Annotated in this window: 14 protein-coding genes and 1 pseudogene; 6 read left to right on the top strand and 9 right to left on the bottom strand. The window is 68.0% G+C overall.

The window, feature by feature from the left end; genetic code table 11:
• Nucleotides 1-23: 23 nt before the first annotated feature.
• Nucleotides 24-959, bottom strand: a complete 936-nt coding sequence (locus NMD1_RS08565) for a ribose-phosphate pyrophosphokinase (RefSeq protein WP_124810451.1) — start codon at nucleotides 957-959, stop codon at nucleotides 24-26.
• Between the two features lie 239 nt (nucleotides 960-1,198).
• On the opposite strand from NMD1_RS08565, the gene NMD1_RS08560 reads away from it, so the two are divergent.
• Together NMD1_RS08560 and NMD1_RS08555 are read left to right on the top strand one after the other, a co-directional pair.
• Nucleotides 1,199-2,881 carry an NAD+ synthase gene (locus tag NMD1_RS08560; protein ID WP_124810452.1) on the top strand — a complete coding sequence of 561 codons (1,683 nt, stop codon included), beginning with the start codon at nucleotides 1,199-1,201 and terminating at the stop codon, nucleotides 2,879-2,881.
• A gap of 85 nt (nucleotides 2,882-2,966) precedes the next feature.
• Nucleotides 2,967-3,437, top strand: coding sequence for a hypothetical protein (locus NMD1_RS08555; RefSeq protein ID WP_125954418.1), 471 nt, complete (start codon nucleotides 2,967-2,969; stop codon nucleotides 3,435-3,437).
• Here the strand turns inward: NMD1_RS08555 and NMD1_RS08550 are convergent.
• From NMD1_RS08550 to NMD1_RS08530, 5 genes are all read right to left on the bottom strand, one after another.
• The gene (locus NMD1_RS08550) at nucleotides 3,434-4,153 is read right to left on the bottom strand and encodes an HPP family protein (protein ID WP_125954417.1); all 720 of its coding nucleotides are present in this window, start codon (nucleotides 4,151-4,153) and stop codon (nucleotides 3,434-3,436) included. The two genes, NMD1_RS08555 and NMD1_RS08550, sit on opposite strands and share 4 nt — an antisense overlap.
• An 86-nt stretch (nucleotides 4,154-4,239) precedes the next feature.
• Nucleotides 4,240-4,791, bottom strand: a complete 552-nt coding sequence (gene rpsI, locus NMD1_RS08545) for a 30S ribosomal protein S9 (protein WP_125954416.1) — start codon at nucleotides 4,789-4,791, stop codon at nucleotides 4,240-4,242.
• Nucleotides 4,791-5,270, bottom strand: coding sequence for a 50S ribosomal protein L13 (gene rplM / locus NMD1_RS08540; protein WP_124810456.1), 480 nt, complete (start codon nucleotides 5,268-5,270; stop codon nucleotides 4,791-4,793). Before rplM ends, rpsI begins: the two co-directional genes overlap by 1 nt.
• A 143-nt stretch (nucleotides 5,271-5,413) precedes the next feature.
• A complete protein-coding gene (cutA, locus tag NMD1_RS08535) occupies nucleotides 5,414-5,767 on the bottom strand; it encodes a divalent cation tolerance protein CutA (RefSeq protein WP_125954415.1) in 354 nt (117 codons plus the stop codon).
• 6 nt (nucleotides 5,768-5,773) lie between these two features.
• On the bottom strand, nucleotides 5,774-6,847 hold the full coding sequence (locus NMD1_RS08530) for a COX15/CtaA family protein (protein ID WP_125954414.1): 1,074 nt from the start codon (nucleotides 6,845-6,847) through the stop codon (nucleotides 5,774-5,776).
• A 107-nt stretch (nucleotides 6,848-6,954) separates the two neighbouring features.
• On the opposite strand from NMD1_RS08530, the gene NMD1_RS08525 reads away from it, so the two are divergent.
• Together NMD1_RS08525 and thiS are read left to right on the top strand one after the other, a co-directional pair.
• Nucleotides 6,955-7,326, top strand: a complete 372-nt coding sequence (locus tag NMD1_RS08525; RefSeq protein ID WP_125954413.1) for a MerC domain-containing protein — start codon at nucleotides 6,955-6,957, stop codon at nucleotides 7,324-7,326.
• Between the two features lie 69 nt (nucleotides 7,327-7,395).
• The gene (gene thiS / locus NMD1_RS08520) at nucleotides 7,396-8,415 is read left to right on the top strand and encodes a sulfur carrier protein ThiS (RefSeq protein ID WP_124810460.1); all 1,020 of its coding nucleotides are present in this window, start codon (nucleotides 7,396-7,398) and stop codon (nucleotides 8,413-8,415) included.
• A 34-nt stretch (nucleotides 8,416-8,449) separates the two neighbouring features.
• Here thiS and NMD1_RS08515 read toward each other — a convergent pair whose 3' ends face one another.
• On the bottom strand, nucleotides 8,450-9,499 hold the full coding sequence (locus tag NMD1_RS08515; protein WP_125954412.1) for an aromatic ring-hydroxylating dioxygenase subunit alpha: 1,050 nt from the start codon (nucleotides 9,497-9,499) through the stop codon (nucleotides 8,450-8,452).
• 67 nt (nucleotides 9,500-9,566) lie between these two features.
• Here NMD1_RS08515 and NMD1_RS08510 point away from each other — a divergent pair, with 67 nt between their 5' ends.
• Nucleotides 9,567-10,142: a TetR family transcriptional regulator gene (locus NMD1_RS08510; protein ID WP_158453929.1), complete on the top strand. Its 576-nt coding sequence runs from the start codon at nucleotides 9,567-9,569 to the stop codon at nucleotides 10,140-10,142.
• Between the two features lie 13 nt (nucleotides 10,143-10,155).
• On the opposite strand, the gene NMD1_RS08505 is transcribed toward NMD1_RS08510, so the two are convergent.
• Both NMD1_RS08505 and NMD1_RS08500 read right to left on the bottom strand, forming a co-directional pair.
• Complete coding sequence (locus NMD1_RS08505) at nucleotides 10,156-12,423, bottom strand: NADP-dependent malic enzyme (protein WP_124810463.1); 2,268 nt, start codon at nucleotides 12,421-12,423, stop codon at nucleotides 10,156-10,158.
• Between the two features lie 48 nt (nucleotides 12,424-12,471).
• Nucleotides 12,472-14,106, bottom strand: a complete 1,635-nt coding sequence (locus NMD1_RS08500; RefSeq protein WP_124810464.1) for a hypothetical protein — start codon at nucleotides 14,104-14,106, stop codon at nucleotides 12,472-12,474.
• A gap of 91 nt (nucleotides 14,107-14,197) precedes the next feature.
• On the opposite strand from NMD1_RS08500, the pseudogene NMD1_RS08495 reads away from it, so the two are divergent.
• Nucleotides 14,198-15,158 (top strand): annotated as a pseudogene (locus NMD1_RS08495) (DNA mismatch repair protein MutS); the annotation flags it as partial.

The following is a 15,158-nucleotide window of genomic DNA, read 5'->3' as shown; positions in this document are numbered from 1 at the left end:
CCGGCGGACGGCGCGGGACCAGATCAGTCGAACAGGCTGGAGACCGAGCTTTCATCGGCAATGCGGCGCACCGCCTCGCCGATCAGCGGCGCGATGGTCAGCACGCGGATGCGGTTGCATTCCTTCGTCGCATCGGTCGGCAGGATGGTGTCGGTGATGACCAGTTCCTTGAGCGCGGACCCCGCCACGCGCGCGACCGCGCCACCCGACAGCACGCCGTGGGTGATGTAGGCCGAAACGCCGACGGCGCCCGCGTCCATCAACGCCTGCGCGGCGTTGCACAGCGTGCCGCCCGAATCGATGATGTCGTCGATCAGGATGCACATCCGCCCCTTCACGTCGCCGATGATGTTCATCACCTCGGACTGGCCGGGGCGGTCGCGCCGCTTGTCGACGATGGCCAGCGGTGCGTTGTCCAGCCGCTTGGCCAGCGCGCGGGCGCGCACCACGCCGCCCACGTCGGGCGAAACGACCATCAGCGGCTGCCCGCCGTAGCGCGTCTGAATGTCCGCCGCCATGACGGGGGCCGCATAGAGGTTGTCGGTCGGGATATCGAAGAAACCCTGGATCTGACCGGCGTGGAGATCGACCGACAGCACGCGGTCCGCGCCCGCCTCGGTAATCAGGTTGGCGACGAGCTTGGCCGAGATCGGCGTGCGCGGCCCCGGCTTGCGGTCCTGGCGGGCATAGCCGAAATAGGGGACAACAGCGGTGATCCGGCGGGCCGAGGCGCGGCGCAGCGCGTCGATGCAGATCAGCAGTTCCATCAGGTTGTCGTTGGCGGGGTAGCTGGTCGACTGGACGATGAACACGTCCTCGCCCCGCACATTCTCGTGGATTTCGACGAAGACTTCCTCGTCGGCGAAACGGCGCACCGAGGCGTCGGTCAACGGCAGTTCGAGATAAGCCGCGATGGCGCGCGCCAAAGGCAGGTTGCCGTTGCCGGACATGATCTTCATGCGTCGTTCCCCAATGAGCCAGAAAGCGTGGACTGACAGAATGAACCAGACGGACTGATGGTCTTTCCCGCGCCCTTAGCCCAAGATGACAGCTTTGCAACGGCAGAGACACATTCGTCCCCACCCTCGGCCCCTGTCGGGCCGCCACCCGCACGTCATTCCGGGCTTTGCCCTCGAACGAACGCATACGGACGCATGGTGACTTGCCCGCGCAGGGCGTTGCCGCCTAGGAACGGGGCATGGCCGATACTCTCACGATCACCCTTGCCCAGTTGAACCAGACCGTTGGCGATCTTGCCGGCAATGCCGACACGATGCTGGCCGCGCGCCGCCGCGCCATCGCGGAGACGGACGGCGCCTGCGATCTGATCGTGTTCCCGGAAATGCAGCTTGTCGGCTATCCGCCCGAGGATCTGATCCAGAAGCCGGCGCTGATCGAGCGCGCCGCGCTCGAGCTCACCCGGCTGGCCGAAGCCACGGCGGACAGCGGCCCCGCCATGCTGGTCGGCTCTGTCTTCGTGCGCGACGGTGCGCTGCACAACGGGGTGGCGCTGCTGGATGGAGGCAAGGTCGTCGCCACGCGCTTCAAGTACGAACTGCCGAACTACGGCACATTTGACGAGAAGCGCTATTTCCTGCCGGGCCCGTTGCCCGAGCCGGTGCTGTTCAAGGGCGCGATGCTGGGCCTGCCGATCTGCGAAGACATCTGGCACCCCGACGTCTGCCGCCATCTGGCCGAACTGGGCGCGGACATCTTCATCTGCGTCAACGGCAGCCCCTACGAGATCGACAAGGATGTGTTGCGGATCGATGGCGTGGCCAAGCGCCGCGCGATCGATACCGGCATTCCGCTGGCCTACCTGAACCGCGTGGGCGGGCAGGACGAGATCGTGTTCGACGGGGCGAGCTTCGTGGTCGGCCCCGAAGGCGCGCTGTGGGCGCAGCTGCCCGACTGGGAAGAGGCGATTGTCCATACCCGTTGGAACCGCGTGCCGGTGGGCGCCGGCTATCGCTGGCGGTGCGAGCCGGCCGAGGTCAACGAACCGACCGAACATCCCGAGGACATCTATTGCGCGATGGTGATGGCGCTGCGCGACTACGTGGAGAAGAACCGCTTCCCCGGTGTGGTGCTGGGGCTGTCCGGCGGGATCGATTCGGCGTTGTGCGCGGCGATCGCGGTCGACGCGCTGGGCGCGGACCGGGTGTGGTGCGTGATGCTGCCCAGCCGCTACACCAGCGCCGAAAGCCTTGAGGACGCGGCCGAATGCGCGCGGTTGCTGGGATGCCGGATCGACACGATCCCGATCGAACCGGCGGTGGCGGGCTTTGCCGAGATGCTGGCCCCCGCTTTCGCCGGCCGCCAGCCCGATCTGACCGAGGAAAACATCCAGTCGCGCATTCGCGGCGTCACGCTGATGGCGCTGTCGAACAAGTTCGGACCGATGCTGGTGACGACTGGCAACAAGAGCGAAATGAGCGTGGGCTACGCCACGATCTACGGCGACATGAACGGCGGCTACAATCCGCTCAAGGATGCCTACAAGACCACGGTCTTCGCGGTTTCGCGCTGGCGCAACACGCGCAAGCCCAAGATCGGGCTGGGGCCGGAGGGCGCGGTCATGCCCGATCGGGTGATCATCAAGCCGCCCAGCGCCGAACTGCGGCCCGACCAGAAGGATTCGGATTCGCTGCCGCCCTACGACGTGCTGGACGCGATCCTGTTCGGGCTGGTGGAGCACGAACAAAGCGTGGAGCAGCTGGTTGCCGAAGGGTTCGACCGCGATGTGGTGGTGCGGATCGAGCGGCTGCTGCACGTGGCCGAATACAAGCGGCGGCAGGCGCCCCCCGGCGTGAAGCTGGGAATGCGCAACTTCGGACGCGACCGGCGCTACCCGATCTCGCACGGCTTTCGCACGGCCTGATGTTTATTGCGAATGATTCGCATTGACTGATGCGATGAGTGCGCATACCCTTTGTTGCGAATTGATCGCAAGAAGGGGAATCTCGATGCCTGCCCAGACCCACGGTACCGGCGCCGGAGCGCCGGGCGCGTTGCCCCAACGCTTCGCTGAAACGGTACGCGCGCTGGCCCGCCCGCAGGACATCCGCGCCCTGTCGCTGATCGGCCTGCACGTGGTGATGGCGATGCGGCTTTGCGCCCTGTTCGAACGGGCCGCGCGCGATCCGGTGCCGGACCTTGCCCAGCGCTACCGCAGCGTCGAGGCCGCCGTGGGCGTGCACGATCTGGTTCGCGCGATCGTGGCGACCTGGCCGGAGGCCTTCCTGGTCAACCGGCCGTGCTGCCTTGCCATGTCGCCCGACGAGGCGACGCTGGCCGAATTGGTGCGCTCCACCGGCCTCGGTGACCGCGCGCGTTTCGACGCGACGATCGCCGGCTTCGTGCGAAGCGACCGGCACGAACGCCTGTTCGACGCCACCGTGCGCGCCGTCGCGCTGTTGCAGGCCTGCCCCGCCTAGCGGCGCGCGCTTTCCCAGCGCGCCTGTACGCGCCGCTCCAGCGCGCGGAACAGGGCATCGAGGTCCTCGCGGTCGATGTCGAGCACTTCGTCCCACTCCGCGAGCACCGCATCGAGATCGGCGATGTCGTACGTGCCGGCCCAGGTATCCCGTGGCAGGGCGCGCGCGGGCGCGGAATGATGCGGCCAGGGGTGGCCGGTCAGCTTGTTGTAGAGCCACCCGGAAGCCGCCAGCGCCAGCACGTTCGGGGCCAGGGGCATCAGCAGGAACGACCAGCCCCAGCCGTTCGCGCCCGCGCCCAGCGCGCAGAGCAGCGCGCAGGCCCCGCCCGGCGGGTGCAGGCAGCGCGCCAGCGCCATCAGCGCGATCGCGCAGCCCACGCCAAGGCTTGCGGCGAGCCATGGCTCGGCGATCCAGTGGCCGGCCGCGAGACCCACGGCGGCGGAGATCATGTTGCCTCCGATTACCGGCCACGGCTGCGCCAGCGGGCTGGCCGGCACCGCGAAGACCAGCACGGCGGCCGCCCCCAGCGGCGCGACCAGCCAGGGCAGACCGGCCACCCCCGTCCCGAACAGGCTTGGCCCGAACACGCCCGCCTGCGCGATGGACTGTTCGATAAGGCGCGTCAGCACACCCGCCACGGCGATCCCGATCAGCGCACCGATGGCGCCACGCGCCCAGCCCAGTCTGCCGCCGGCGGCGGGAAGGAAGGCCATGGGTTACTCCGCTTGAGACAGGACAACAAAAAAGGGGCCGGCAAGCGCCAGCCCCTTTTTCGAAATCGACCGTAAGGCCGAAAGACTTAGCGCTTCGAGAACTGGAAGCTGCGGCGAGCCTTGGCCCGGCCGTACTTCTTGCGCTCGACCACGCGGCTGTCGCGGGTGAGGAAGCCGGCGGCCTTGACGGCGCCACGCAGCGCCGGCTCGAACTTCGACAGCGCCTGGGCGATGCCGTGCTTCACTGCACCGGCCTGACCCGAGAGACCGCCGCCCTTGACCGTGGCGATGATATCGTACTGGCCTTCGCGACCAGCGACCTGGAAGGGCTGGTTGATGACGAGGCGCAGCGTCGGGCGGGCGAAGTAGACTTCCTGATCGCGGCCGTTGACCACGATCTTGCCCGAACCGGGCTTCAGCCACACGCGGGCCACGGCGTCCTTGCGGCGGCCGGTGGCGTAGGAACGGCCATAGGCGTCCACTTCGCGATCGCGCAGCGGCGCGGGCGGAGCGGAGGGAACGACCGGAGCGGCATCATCCGAAGCGGCCGGAGCCTCTGCGGCCGGAGCGGCAGCGGTCAGGTTCTTGAGATCCGCCAGGCTCGAAACGGAATCGGTGGAGTTGGGGGTATCCGACATTATGCGCCCACCTTGTTCTTGCGGTTGAGCGAAGCGACATCGAACGCTTCGGGCTGGTTGCCGCCGTGCGGATGCTCGGTACCGGCATAGAGGTGGAGCGCGCGCATCTGGTCACGGCCGAGCGGGCCGCGCGGGATCATGCGTTCAACCGCCTTTTCGAGCACGCGCTCGGGGAAGCGGCCGCCCAGCACCTTGTCGGCGGTGACCGCCTTGATGCCGCCGGCATAGCCGGTGTGCTTGTAATAGGTCTTCGCCTTGAGCTTGTTGCCCGTGAGGCGCACCTTGTCCGCGTTGATGACGACGACGTGATCGCCGCAATCGACGTGCGGGGTGAAGCTCGGCTTGTGCTTGCCGCGCAGGATGTTGGCGATGATGACGGCGAGACGGCCAAGCACCAACCCATCGGCATCGATCAGATGCCACTTCTTTTCAACCTCGGCCGGCTTAATCGACCGGGTGACCTTGCTGAGAGCCTTCATGGCTGGAACGGTTCCCTAATCTGTGCACCGCACGCAGACAAAAGGCCCGCATCGCAGTGAGGAAGCGCGCCTTTGTTGCAAGAGCCCTGCCGAGTCAAGCATTCGTGCGGGTTTTCGAGGAGGTAAAATAATACCTTCCCGCTTCAACCCTGCTCTTGCGCGGTGTTTTGAGCGTTTTTACCGGTCTCCGCGACCAGCCAGGCGAGCGTGGCCGGTGCCGCCCCATCGGCGCGCCAACCGACGATCGCGGGGCAATCGTAAGGATGGATTTCCGCCAGTTTCGCCACGGCAGCTTCAAGCGCGGCAGCGGTCGTCTTGCCCAGCATCGCCACTTCCTCGCCAGCGCCGCGCTCGCCCTGCCAGGTATAAAGCGAGATCATGCCCGGCAGAATGTTGGCGCAGGCGATCAGCCCGGCATCGAGCAGCGCACCGGCGGCCGCTTCCGCGTCGGCGCGGCTGGCGAACGGGCACCAGATCAGCGCCGCGCCGTCCGCCATCGCGGATCAGCGCTTCTGGCCGAGCGCGTGCGCGCCCCACGTCGTCGCGGCTACCAGCAGTGCGCCAACCAGCTGGTGCGCCACCGCGATCCAGATCGCCACACCGCTCATCACCGTGGCGATGCCGAGCAGGATCTGCGTGCCGAAAGCACTGTGGATGGCGATCGCGGCGGGCCGCGCCTGTGCCTTGCGCAGCTTGCGCCCCATCACCACCAGCACCGCCACCACCGCCCAGGCCCACCAGCGGTGGACGAAATGGACGAGGAACGGATCGGACAGGAAAGCATGGGCCCCGCCCTGCGACCAGTCGATGCCGGCGGGAAAGAAACTGCCCTGCATCAGCGGCCAGGCGTCCCAGTTGAACCAGCCGCCGCCTGCGGCCGTGCCCGCGCGCAGGCCCGCGAGCAGCGCGCCGTAGAACAGTTGCAGCACCAGCATCGCCAGCGCCAGCCCTGAAAAGCCGGTCAGCCGCGAGCGCGCCCGGCCCCGCGCCAGAGCGCGCAGGTCCAGCGCGGTCCATACGAGGCCGGCCAGCGTGACCAGCGCGACCAGCAGGTGCGCGGCCAGGCGAAAGTGGCTGACCTTGACGTCGTGGACGATGCCGGACTTCACCATCCACCAGCCCACCGCGCCCTGCAGCCCGCCCAGCGCCAGTAGCGCCAGCAGGCGCGGCTTGTAGCCCGCCGGAATGCGCCCCTTCACCCAGAACCACGCCAGCGGCAGCGCGAAGACCATGCCGATCGTGCGCGCCAGCAGACGGTGGACCCATTCCCAGAAGAAGATGAACTTGTAGTCCGCCAGCGTCATGCCCGCCGGGCCGTTGACCAGCAGATATTGCGGCGTCTGGCGATAGGCGTCGAACTCGGCCTGCCACTGCGCATCGGTCAACGGCGGCAGGGCGCCAGTTACCGGCTTCCATTCGGTGATCGAGACCCCCGATTCGGTCAGCCGGGTGATCCCGCCGACCACGACGATCATCGCCACCATCGCCGCCACGATCAACAGCCAGCGGGCAATGGCCAGCGGCGCGGCGCGTACTTCGCGCGGGGCAGCGAACGGAGAGGGGATCGCGGATTCCATGGGCCTCAGCCTGTCCCACCGACATCGCTCCAGCGCAAGCGGGAATCCCGCACCGGAAACGTGATGCCCTCTTGTGCAATGATACAGTGTAACATATATGCGCTGTCATGAATCACTCGCTGCAGGCCCTGCGTTCCCGGCTCGACCGGTTCGGCGTGCTCCTTTCGGGGCTGTGCCTGCTGCATTGCCTGGCGGGCGTGTTCCTGGTTGGCCTGCTGGGCGTGGGCGGCGGCGTGCTGCTCGACCCGGCGATCCACCGCATCGGGCTGGTGCTGGCGCTGACGGTCGGCGCCACCACGATCGGCCTTGGCGCGCTGCGGCACGGCCATGTCCTGCCGCTGGCCGTGGGCGGAACCGGCCTGGCGCTGATGGCGGCGGCGGTCGTGACCGGGCACGGCACGCAGGAAGCGGTGCTCACCATCGGCGGCGTGGTGCTTGTGGCGACGGCGCACCTCATCAACATGCGGCGCGGCTGCTGAGCGGCTACTGCCGTTCCTGCCCCTGAGCGCACGCTTGCGCGCCGCGCCCCGCACGCTAAAGCGGCGGGCATGGATGCCAGCCCTTCCCCCGCTTCGCTTTCTATCACCGTCAATGGCGAACCGCGCCGCGCCGCGCCGGGTTCGATCGCCGATCTGGTGCGCGCAATCGGGCTCGATCCGGCCAAGGTCGCGGTCGAGCGCAACGGCGAGATCGCGCCGCGTTCGACGCTGGCCGACGTCGCGCTGGCGGATGGCGACGTGCTGGAAATCGTCCACTTCGTGGGCGGCGGGCAAGAGGAAGGAACACAGGCCGTGAACGACGACGACAGCTGGACCGTGGCAGGCCGCACCTTCCGCTCGCGCCTGATCGTGGGCACCGGCAAGTACAAGGACTTCGCGCAGAACGCCGCCGCGGTCGCCGCCTCGGGCGCGGAGATCGTCACCGTCGCCGTCCGCCGCGTGAACATTTCCGATCCCAAGGCGCCGATGCTGACGGACTTCATCGATCCGAAGAAAATCACCTACCTGCCCAATACCGCCGGCTGCTTCACCGCCGAGGACGCGATCCGCACGCTGCGCCTGGCGCGCGAGGCGGGCGGCTGGGATCTGGTGAAGCTGGAAGTGCTGGGCGAAGCGAAGACGCTCTATCCCGACATGCGCGAAACACTGCGCGCCACGGAAATCCTGGCCAACGAAGGCTTCCTGCCGATGGTCTACTGTTCGGACGATCCAATCGCGGCGAAGCAGCTGGAAAGCGCCGGCGCGGTGGCGGTGATGCCGCTGGGCGCGCCGATCGGTTCGGGCCTTGGCATCCAGAACCGGGTGATGATCCGCCTGATCGTGGAAGGCGCCAGCGTGCCGGTGCTGGTCGATGCCGGCGTGGGCACCGCTTCGGACGCGGCGGTGGCGATGGAACTGGGCTGCGACGGCGTGCTGATGAACACCGCGATCGCCGAAGCGAAGGACCCGGTGCGCATGGCGCGGGCGATGAAGCTGGCCACCGAGGCCGGCCGCGAAGCCTATCGCGCCGGGCGGATGGGCACGAGGAAGTACGCCGATCCCTCCAGCCCGCTCGCCGGCCTGATCTAGGGCCAGGAGCCTTTAACGACCCTGGGTCCGGAGCCTAGGCGGCGGCGGAAACGGCCTCGCGTTCGTCGCGCGCCAGCCGTTCGACCAGGCGGTTGTACAGCACCACGCCCTTGTCGAACGTCACCGGAAGGATCGGGCGGGCGGGATCGCGGTCGATCACCTTCTGCTGCGCCTCGATCATGGTCTTGTCCTCGGCGAAAGCCATGGCCGCCACCCCCATCAGCCGGTCGCGTAGCGCTTCATCGCCATGGTCGCGGTGCGGCCCCCAGCTGAAGAAATAGCGGCTGGTGCTGTCGGTCAGCGCGGTCACGGCCTGGCTGGTGAAGGTGACCCCGGTCCTGGGCACATCGGGCGGCGGCGGTGCATCGCGCAGCCGGTCGGCGGTTCCGGCGGGATAGCTGGCGCTGGGCATCAGCAGGATGCCCGGCACGTGGTATTCGTAGCAACTCCACAGATCGACCGGCTCCAGGCCACCGTTGATCGTGCTGCGGTTCTGCCCGCGCACCCAGCGTTCGAACCGCACCCCGCGCGGAAGCTGGGTGACCTTGGGCCGGGTGCGCGCCCATTCCTCGTCCGCGCCGAAGCTGTTGGCGTGAACGAAGGCCAGATGCGTGAAATCGCACAGGTTGTCGTGGATCAGCCGGGCCTGCGCATCATAGTCGAGCTGGCCCCGGCCGAGAATGTAGTCCGGATCGTCGAACCCGACGGCCGGCGGGATCAGCCCCGGATCGGCCCGCTTCGGATCGCCGAGCCAGACCCAGATCCAGCTGTGCCGGTCGACCACGGGATAGCTGCGCACGCGCGCCGTGGCGGGGATCGTATCCTGCCCGGGGATCTCGCTGCACCGGCCGTCCGCCTCGAACTTCAGGCCGTGGTACAGGCAGCGCAGCGCCTCGCCCTCGCACCGGCCCAGCGACAGCGGCGCCAGCCGGTGAACGCAGCGGTCCTCCAGCGCCACGATGCGCCCGCTCTCGGCGCGGAAGATCACCACGGGATCGTTGGCCATGGTGATCGCGAAGGGCCTGCCCGCTTCCAGGTCCATCGACCAGCAGGCCACGTGCCAGGTGTTGCGCACATGAATCATCGGGCTTCTCTCCCAAAAACCGATGGCGCGAGTTTACTTAACGTCGTTAAATTGTCAAACGGGAACGATGGCCCGTCACCGCGACATTGCGCTCGATCGCTCCGGCATCGTTGCCGCCGCCTTTGCCCTGCTCGACGAAGCGGGGCTGGATGGCGTGACGATGCGGGCGCTGGCGGCGCGGCTGTCGGTGCAGGCGCCGGCGCTGTACTGGCACGTGCGCGACAAGGCCGCGCTGGGCGGGCTGATGGCCGAAGCGCTCTACGCCGAAGCGCGCGCCGGCCTGCACGACGGCCTCGACGCGCGCGCATGGCTGCTGGCGTTGGGCCGGGGGCTATGCCGCAGCCTGGCGCGCCATCGCGATGCCGCCCGGTTGCTGGCTTCGGCGCGACCGCTCGCGCAGGCCAGCGACGAAACGGCCGCGGGCATGGCCGCGCCGCTGGTGCAGCGCGGGTTCAGCCGCGAACAGGCGCTGGAAGCGCAAGCCGCCGTCCTGTCGCTGTCGCTGGGCTGGTCGATCTATCGCGAAAACGCCGCGATGCACGCGTTCCTGACCGGAATGTTCGATCTGGAGGAAAGTTTCGAGCACGGCCTGCGGGTGCTGGTGGACGGCCTCGTTGCCGAGGCCGTCCCCGCTTCGTCCTGATCCCGCCCCGGCGCTATTGCGCCACGCCCGCCGCCGCGAGCACGGCCAGCGTGAGGATGTCCGGCGCGATCGCGGTCATCGGCGCGATCTGCACGGGCTTTTCCATGCCGAGCAGCATAGGCCCGATCACCGCGTTACCCGCCAGTTCGCGCAGCAGCTTGGCCGAGATGTTGGCCGATTGCAGCCCCGGCATGATGAGCACGTTGGCCGGCCCCGACAGGCGGCTGAACGGGTAGTTCGCCATGACCTTGGGGTTGAGCGCGGCGTCGGGCGCCACTTCGCCTTCGTATTCGAAGCCGGGGTTCGCCTCGTCCAGGATCGAAACCGCGCCACGGATCGGCTCCACCCAGCGCCCCATCGGGTTGCCGAACGTGGAGAACGACAGGAACGCCACGCGCGGTTCGTGGCCCATGCGGCGGGCGACGTCCGCCGTTTCGACGGCGATATGGGCCAGGTCTTCGGCGCTCGGCCGCTCGTTGACAGTCGTATCGGCCAGGAACACGGTGTAGTTCTTGGCCACCATCAGGTGGATGCCGAAGGGCACCTTGCCCGGCGCGGGATCGAGCACCTGCCGCACTTCCTTCAGGGTCTGCGAGAAGGTGCGCGTCATGCCGGTGATCAGCGCATCAGCATGGCCAAGCTTGACCAGCGCCGAGGCGAAGACGTTGCGGTCCTGGTTGACCATGCGGCGCACGTCGCGCTCCAGGAAGCCCCGCCGCTGCAGCCGTTCGTAGAGCATCTCCACCATCGCCGGCACGTGCGGGCTGATCGCCGAATTGTGGATCTCGTAGCTGTCCGGATTGCCGATGCCGAGTTCGACGAGCTTTTCGCGCACCACCTGGTCGCGGCCCACCAGCACCGGTTCGCCATACCCGAAATCGCGGAACTGCACGGCGGCGCGCAGCACCACCTCGTTCTCCGCCTCGGCGAAGACCACCCGCTTGGGGTTGCGCTTCACCTGCGCGTAAACGTTGGTCAGTACCGAGGTCGTCGGGTTGAGCCGGGCCTTCAGATCGTGGCGATAGACATCGAAGTCCTCGATCGGCTTCATCGCCACGCCCGAATCCATCGCCGCCTTCGCCACGGCGGAGGAGACCACTTCCATCAGGCGCGGATCGAACGGCGCGGGGATGATGTAGTCATGCCCGAACTGCATCGACTGCCCGCCATAGGCGGCGGCGACTTCCTCCGGCACCGGCCGGCGGGCCAGCTCCGCGATCGCTTCCGCGGCAGCGATCTTCATCTCCTCGTTGATCGCGGTCGCCCGAACGTCCAGCGCGCCGCGGAAGATGAAGGGGAAGCCCAGCACGTTGTTGACCTGGTTCGGATAGTCCGAACGGCCCGTGGCGATGATGCAGTCCGGCCGGGCCGCCTTGGCTTCGGGCGGAGTGATTTCCGGATCGGGGTTGGCCATCGCGAAAATGATCGGCTGCGGGGCCATGGCCTTGACGTATTCCGGCTTCAGCGCGCCGGCGGCCGACAGGCCCAGGAAGATGTCCGCGCCCACCAGCGCCTCTTCCAGCGTGCGCGCCGGGGTATCGACGGCGTGCGCGCTTTTCCACTGGTCCATGCCATCGGACCGGCCGCGCCAGATCGTGCCCGAACGGTCGCACATGATGACGTTGTCGTGGCGCACGCCCATCGCCTTGATCAGCGCGGTGCAGGCGATCGCCGCCGCGCCCGCGCCGTTGACCACGACTTTCACGTCCTTGAGATCGCGCCCGGTCAGGTGGCAGGCATTGACGAGGCCGGCGGCGGTGATGATCGCGGTGCCGTGCTGGTCATCGTGCATCACCGGAATCTTCAGGCGTTCGCGCAGCGCCTGTTCGATGATGAAGCATTCGGGCGCCTTGATGTCTTCGAGGTTGATGCCGCCGAAGCTGGGTTCGAGCAGCGCCACCGCGTTGATGAAGGCTTCCGGGTCTTCGGTGGCGACTTCGATGTCGATCGAATCGACGTCGGCGAAGCGCTTGAACAGCACCGCCTTGCCTTCCATCACCGGCTTCGAGGCGAGCGCGCCCAGATTGCCGAGGCCCAGGATGGCGGTGCCGTTGGAGATCACCGCGACGAGATTGCCCTTGGCGGTATAGTCATAGGCCGTCGCGGGATCGTCCGCGATGGCGCGCACGGGAACGGCCACGCCAGGCGAATAGGCAAGGCTCAGATCGCGCTGCGTCGCCATGGGCTTGCTGGCGATGATCTCGATTTTGCCGGGCCTGATCGTGTTGTGGTAGAACAACGCCTCGCGTTCGGTGAAACGGACGTTGCTTTCCTCTGACATGCAAATGCTCCCACGCTGGGTGGACCGGACAGGGCCGGCCGGGCGGTGTCAGAAGTCCCTAGGCTTCCAGTTCGGAAAACCCAAGGGTCTGACGGCAAAAAGCAGACTGCGCCCATCCTGCCATACCAGCTGGAGGCGCGGATCGGGGCGGCGCGGCAGGCCGGTATCGATCAGCCAGACATAGTCCACCCGCTCGATCGGCGCGTACTTGAGCGCGGAATCCACGCTGCGCAGACGGCCGCTCTGGCAATTGGGCGACCACACGAATTCGGATGGATCGGCGGTGAAGTTGCGGCCGGGGCGGAAGCGGGGCACCACCATGTGCAGCCCCGGCACCGCCCAGTTGTCGTTGACCCACGCCTGCCGGTAGAGGCTGGCAAGACTGGCCAGGTGATCGCGCCGCGTGCTGCGCCAGCTTTCCTCGATGCAGGTATGTTCGACGAAAGCCAGCACGCGGCTGCCGGGCTGCACGTGATGCAGCGCGGCAAGCTGGCGCTTGTAGTCCTGCGCGTAGTCCGCGAAGCTGGCCCCGGTGACCACCAGGCGCACGCCCAGCAGCGCCATGCCGATATAGGCCACGGCGCGGGCATAGGAAGGCTTCGCCCGGCTCCAGTCCTGCAACGCCAGCAGCAGCATCGCCGCCACCGGCAGCAGGCGGATATCCACGAAGGCGCTGCCGTTGATATCGCTGGGAATGGCCACGAACAGCAGCAGCACCAGGAGGCCGGGCAAGCCCTGCCGCCAGCTCCACCGCGCGCCGGCCAGCCAGCCGCACAGGATCAGCCCGAAGCAGGCGATCGTCGTCGCCGCGTCGAGCACCAGCGACTGGTCGCGCAGCGTCAGCACGAACGACCACGCCTTCTGGTCCCAGCGCCAGCGGTTCATGCTGGCGACCGGTTCGGGCGAGAACGTCTTCCACAGTACCACCACCAGCACCGTGGTCAGCAGCGGCCAGCAGGTGACGAACAGGCGCTTGGCGATCGCCTTCCAGTCCAGCTCGCGCGCCAGCGGGCGCCAGCGCGAAGGCCGCCAGCTTCCGGCGGGGAGCCGGTCGATCTCGCGCCCCAGCGCCGCGCCGCCGACCAGCAGCGCCAGCAGCACGCCGCCGATGGCATGGCACAGCATGGCGACCGGCTGCGCCACGATCAGCATCGCGGCGCGCTTCTTCGGCTGGTTTTCGAGCCAGACCGAGGCGGCGAAAGCCGACAGCGAAAGACCGGTGGCAAGGATGTAGTTGAGGAAACCTGTCAGCAGCGGAAAGCTGAACACGAACATCAGCGCCCAGGCGGTGGCATGGCCACCGCGCGGATTGAGCACACGCGCCGTGGCAAGGCCGCCGCCGGCGAACAGGCCGGTCGCCAGCACCGTGCTCCACCACCCGGCGGCCAGAATGCCGAACTGCGCGCCCAGCAGCTTCATCAGCACACCGCCGCCGATGTTCAGCGTGAACACCCATTTCCAGGTGAAGTAGCGTTCCAGCGGATTGCCGGGGCCGGCGGCCTCGATCGCGGCTGCGCCCATGTGGCCCGGCACGTCGATCAGCGGCGGCACTTCCACCAGCGCGAACGGCAGGCACACCAACAGGACCGTGAGCACGATGCCCGGCGCGGAGAGCCACGGGAGCGCCGCGGCATGCCAATCGAACGACCAGGCCTTGGGACGGCCTCTTTGCTGGCTTTGCATGAGCCCCTGTCGATATCCGGCTTCGATGGTTTGTGAAAACCCCGCGCTTCGTCTAGCCACTCGCGCCGTGACGCCAAATGCCCCAACTCCGATGATGGCGCAATATCTAGCGCTCAGACAGCAGGCGGGAGACTGCCTGCTGTTCTACCGGATGGGCGATTTCTTCGAGCTTTTTTTCGACGACGCGAAAATCGCCGCGCAGGTGCTGGACATCGCGCTGACCAGCCGGGGCGAACACGGCGGCGCGCCGATCCCGATGTGCGGGGTGCCCGTGCACTCGGCCGAATCGTACCTCGCCCGGCTGATAAAGGCCGGCTGCCGTGTCGCCATCGCCGAGCAGGTGGAAACGCCCGAGGAAGCGAAGAAGCGCGGCGGATCGAAGGCGCTGGTCGCGCGCGATATCGTCCGCTTCGTCACCGCCGGCACCCTGACCGAGGAAGCGCTGCTGGAACCGCGCCGCGCCAACGTGCTGGCCGCGGTGTGCGAGGTGCGCGGGCTGATCGGCATTGCCGCCTGCGACATTTCCACCGGCCGCATGGAGCTGGAGGAATGCGAACCGGCGGCGATGGGCGCGGCGCTGGCCCGGCTGGGCGCGAGCGAGATCGTCGCCAGCGAGGACTGGGCCGATGCCCCGTTCGACGCGGTGCGGCGGCCGGGGCGCGGGTTCGACAGCAACGCGGGCGAAGCGCGGCTCAAGGAGCTGCACGGCGTGTCCACGCTCGATGGCTTCGGCGCGTTCACCCGGCCGATGCTGGCGGCGGCGAACGGGCTGGTCGATTACCTCGACCACGTCGGGCGCGGCCGCCTGCCGCTGCTGCTGCCCCCCGTGGCGCGCACGGCGGGCGGGCACATGGCGATGGACGAGGCGACGCGCGCCAGCCTGGAAATCCTCGTGTCCACCGGCGGCACGCGCAAGGGCAGCCTGTTCGAGGCGATCGACCGCTGCGTGACCGGCGCGGGCGCGCGCCTGCTGGCCGAAGACCTGTCCGCGCCGCTGACCGATGCGCCGGCAATCCGCGCGCGGCTGGAACTGGTCAGCTGGCTGCACGATG

Source organism: Novosphingobium sp. MD-1 (assembly GCF_001014975.1).
Lineage (GTDB): Bacteria > Pseudomonadota > Alphaproteobacteria > Sphingomonadales > Sphingomonadaceae > Novosphingobium.
Note: the sequence above shows the minus strand (reverse complement) of the source record. Positions and strands in the feature narration are given on the sequence as shown.

Bases quoted from the DNA above. Each gene is read 5' to 3' on its own strand.
- NMD1_RS08565 (WP_124810451.1), bottom strand. From the start codon at position 959: ATGAAGATCATGTCCGGCAACGGCAACCTGCCTTTGGCGCGCGCCATC.
- NMD1_RS08560 (WP_124810452.1), top strand. From the start codon at position 1,199: ATGGCCGATACTCTCACGATCACCCTTGCCCAGTTGAACCAGACCGTT.
- NMD1_RS08555 (WP_125954418.1), top strand. From the start codon at position 2,967: ATGCCTGCCCAGACCCACGGTACCGGCGCCGGAGCGCCGGGCGCGTTG.
- NMD1_RS08550 (WP_125954417.1), bottom strand. From the start codon at position 4,153: ATGGCCTTCCTTCCCGCCGCCGGCGGCAGACTGGGCTGGGCGCGTGGC.
- rpsI (WP_125954416.1), bottom strand. From the start codon at position 4,791: ATGTCGGATACCCCCAACTCCACCGATTCCGTTTCGAGCCTGGCGGAT.
- rplM (WP_124810456.1), bottom strand. From the start codon at position 5,270: ATGAAGGCTCTCAGCAAGGTCACCCGGTCGATTAAGCCGGCCGAGGTT.
- cutA (WP_125954415.1), bottom strand. From the start codon at position 5,767: ATGGCGGACGGCGCGGCGCTGATCTGGTGCCCGTTCGCCAGCCGCGCC.
- NMD1_RS08530 (WP_125954414.1), bottom strand. From the start codon at position 6,847: ATGGAATCCGCGATCCCCTCTCCGTTCGCTGCCCCGCGCGAAGTACGC.
- NMD1_RS08525 (WP_125954413.1), top strand. From the start codon at position 6,955: ATGAATCACTCGCTGCAGGCCCTGCGTTCCCGGCTCGACCGGTTCGGC.
- thiS (WP_124810460.1), top strand. From the start codon at position 7,396: ATGGATGCCAGCCCTTCCCCCGCTTCGCTTTCTATCACCGTCAATGGC.
- NMD1_RS08515 (WP_125954412.1), bottom strand. From the start codon at position 9,499: ATGATTCATGTGCGCAACACCTGGCACGTGGCCTGCTGGTCGATGGAC.
- NMD1_RS08510 (WP_158453929.1), top strand. From the start codon at position 9,567: ATGGCCCGTCACCGCGACATTGCGCTCGATCGCTCCGGCATCGTTGCC.
- NMD1_RS08505 (WP_124810463.1), bottom strand. From the start codon at position 12,423: ATGTCAGAGGAAAGCAACGTCCGTTTCACCGAACGCGAGGCGTTGTTC.
- NMD1_RS08500 (WP_124810464.1), bottom strand. From the start codon at position 14,106: ATGCAAAGCCAGCAAAGAGGCCGTCCCAAGGCCTGGTCGTTCGATTGG.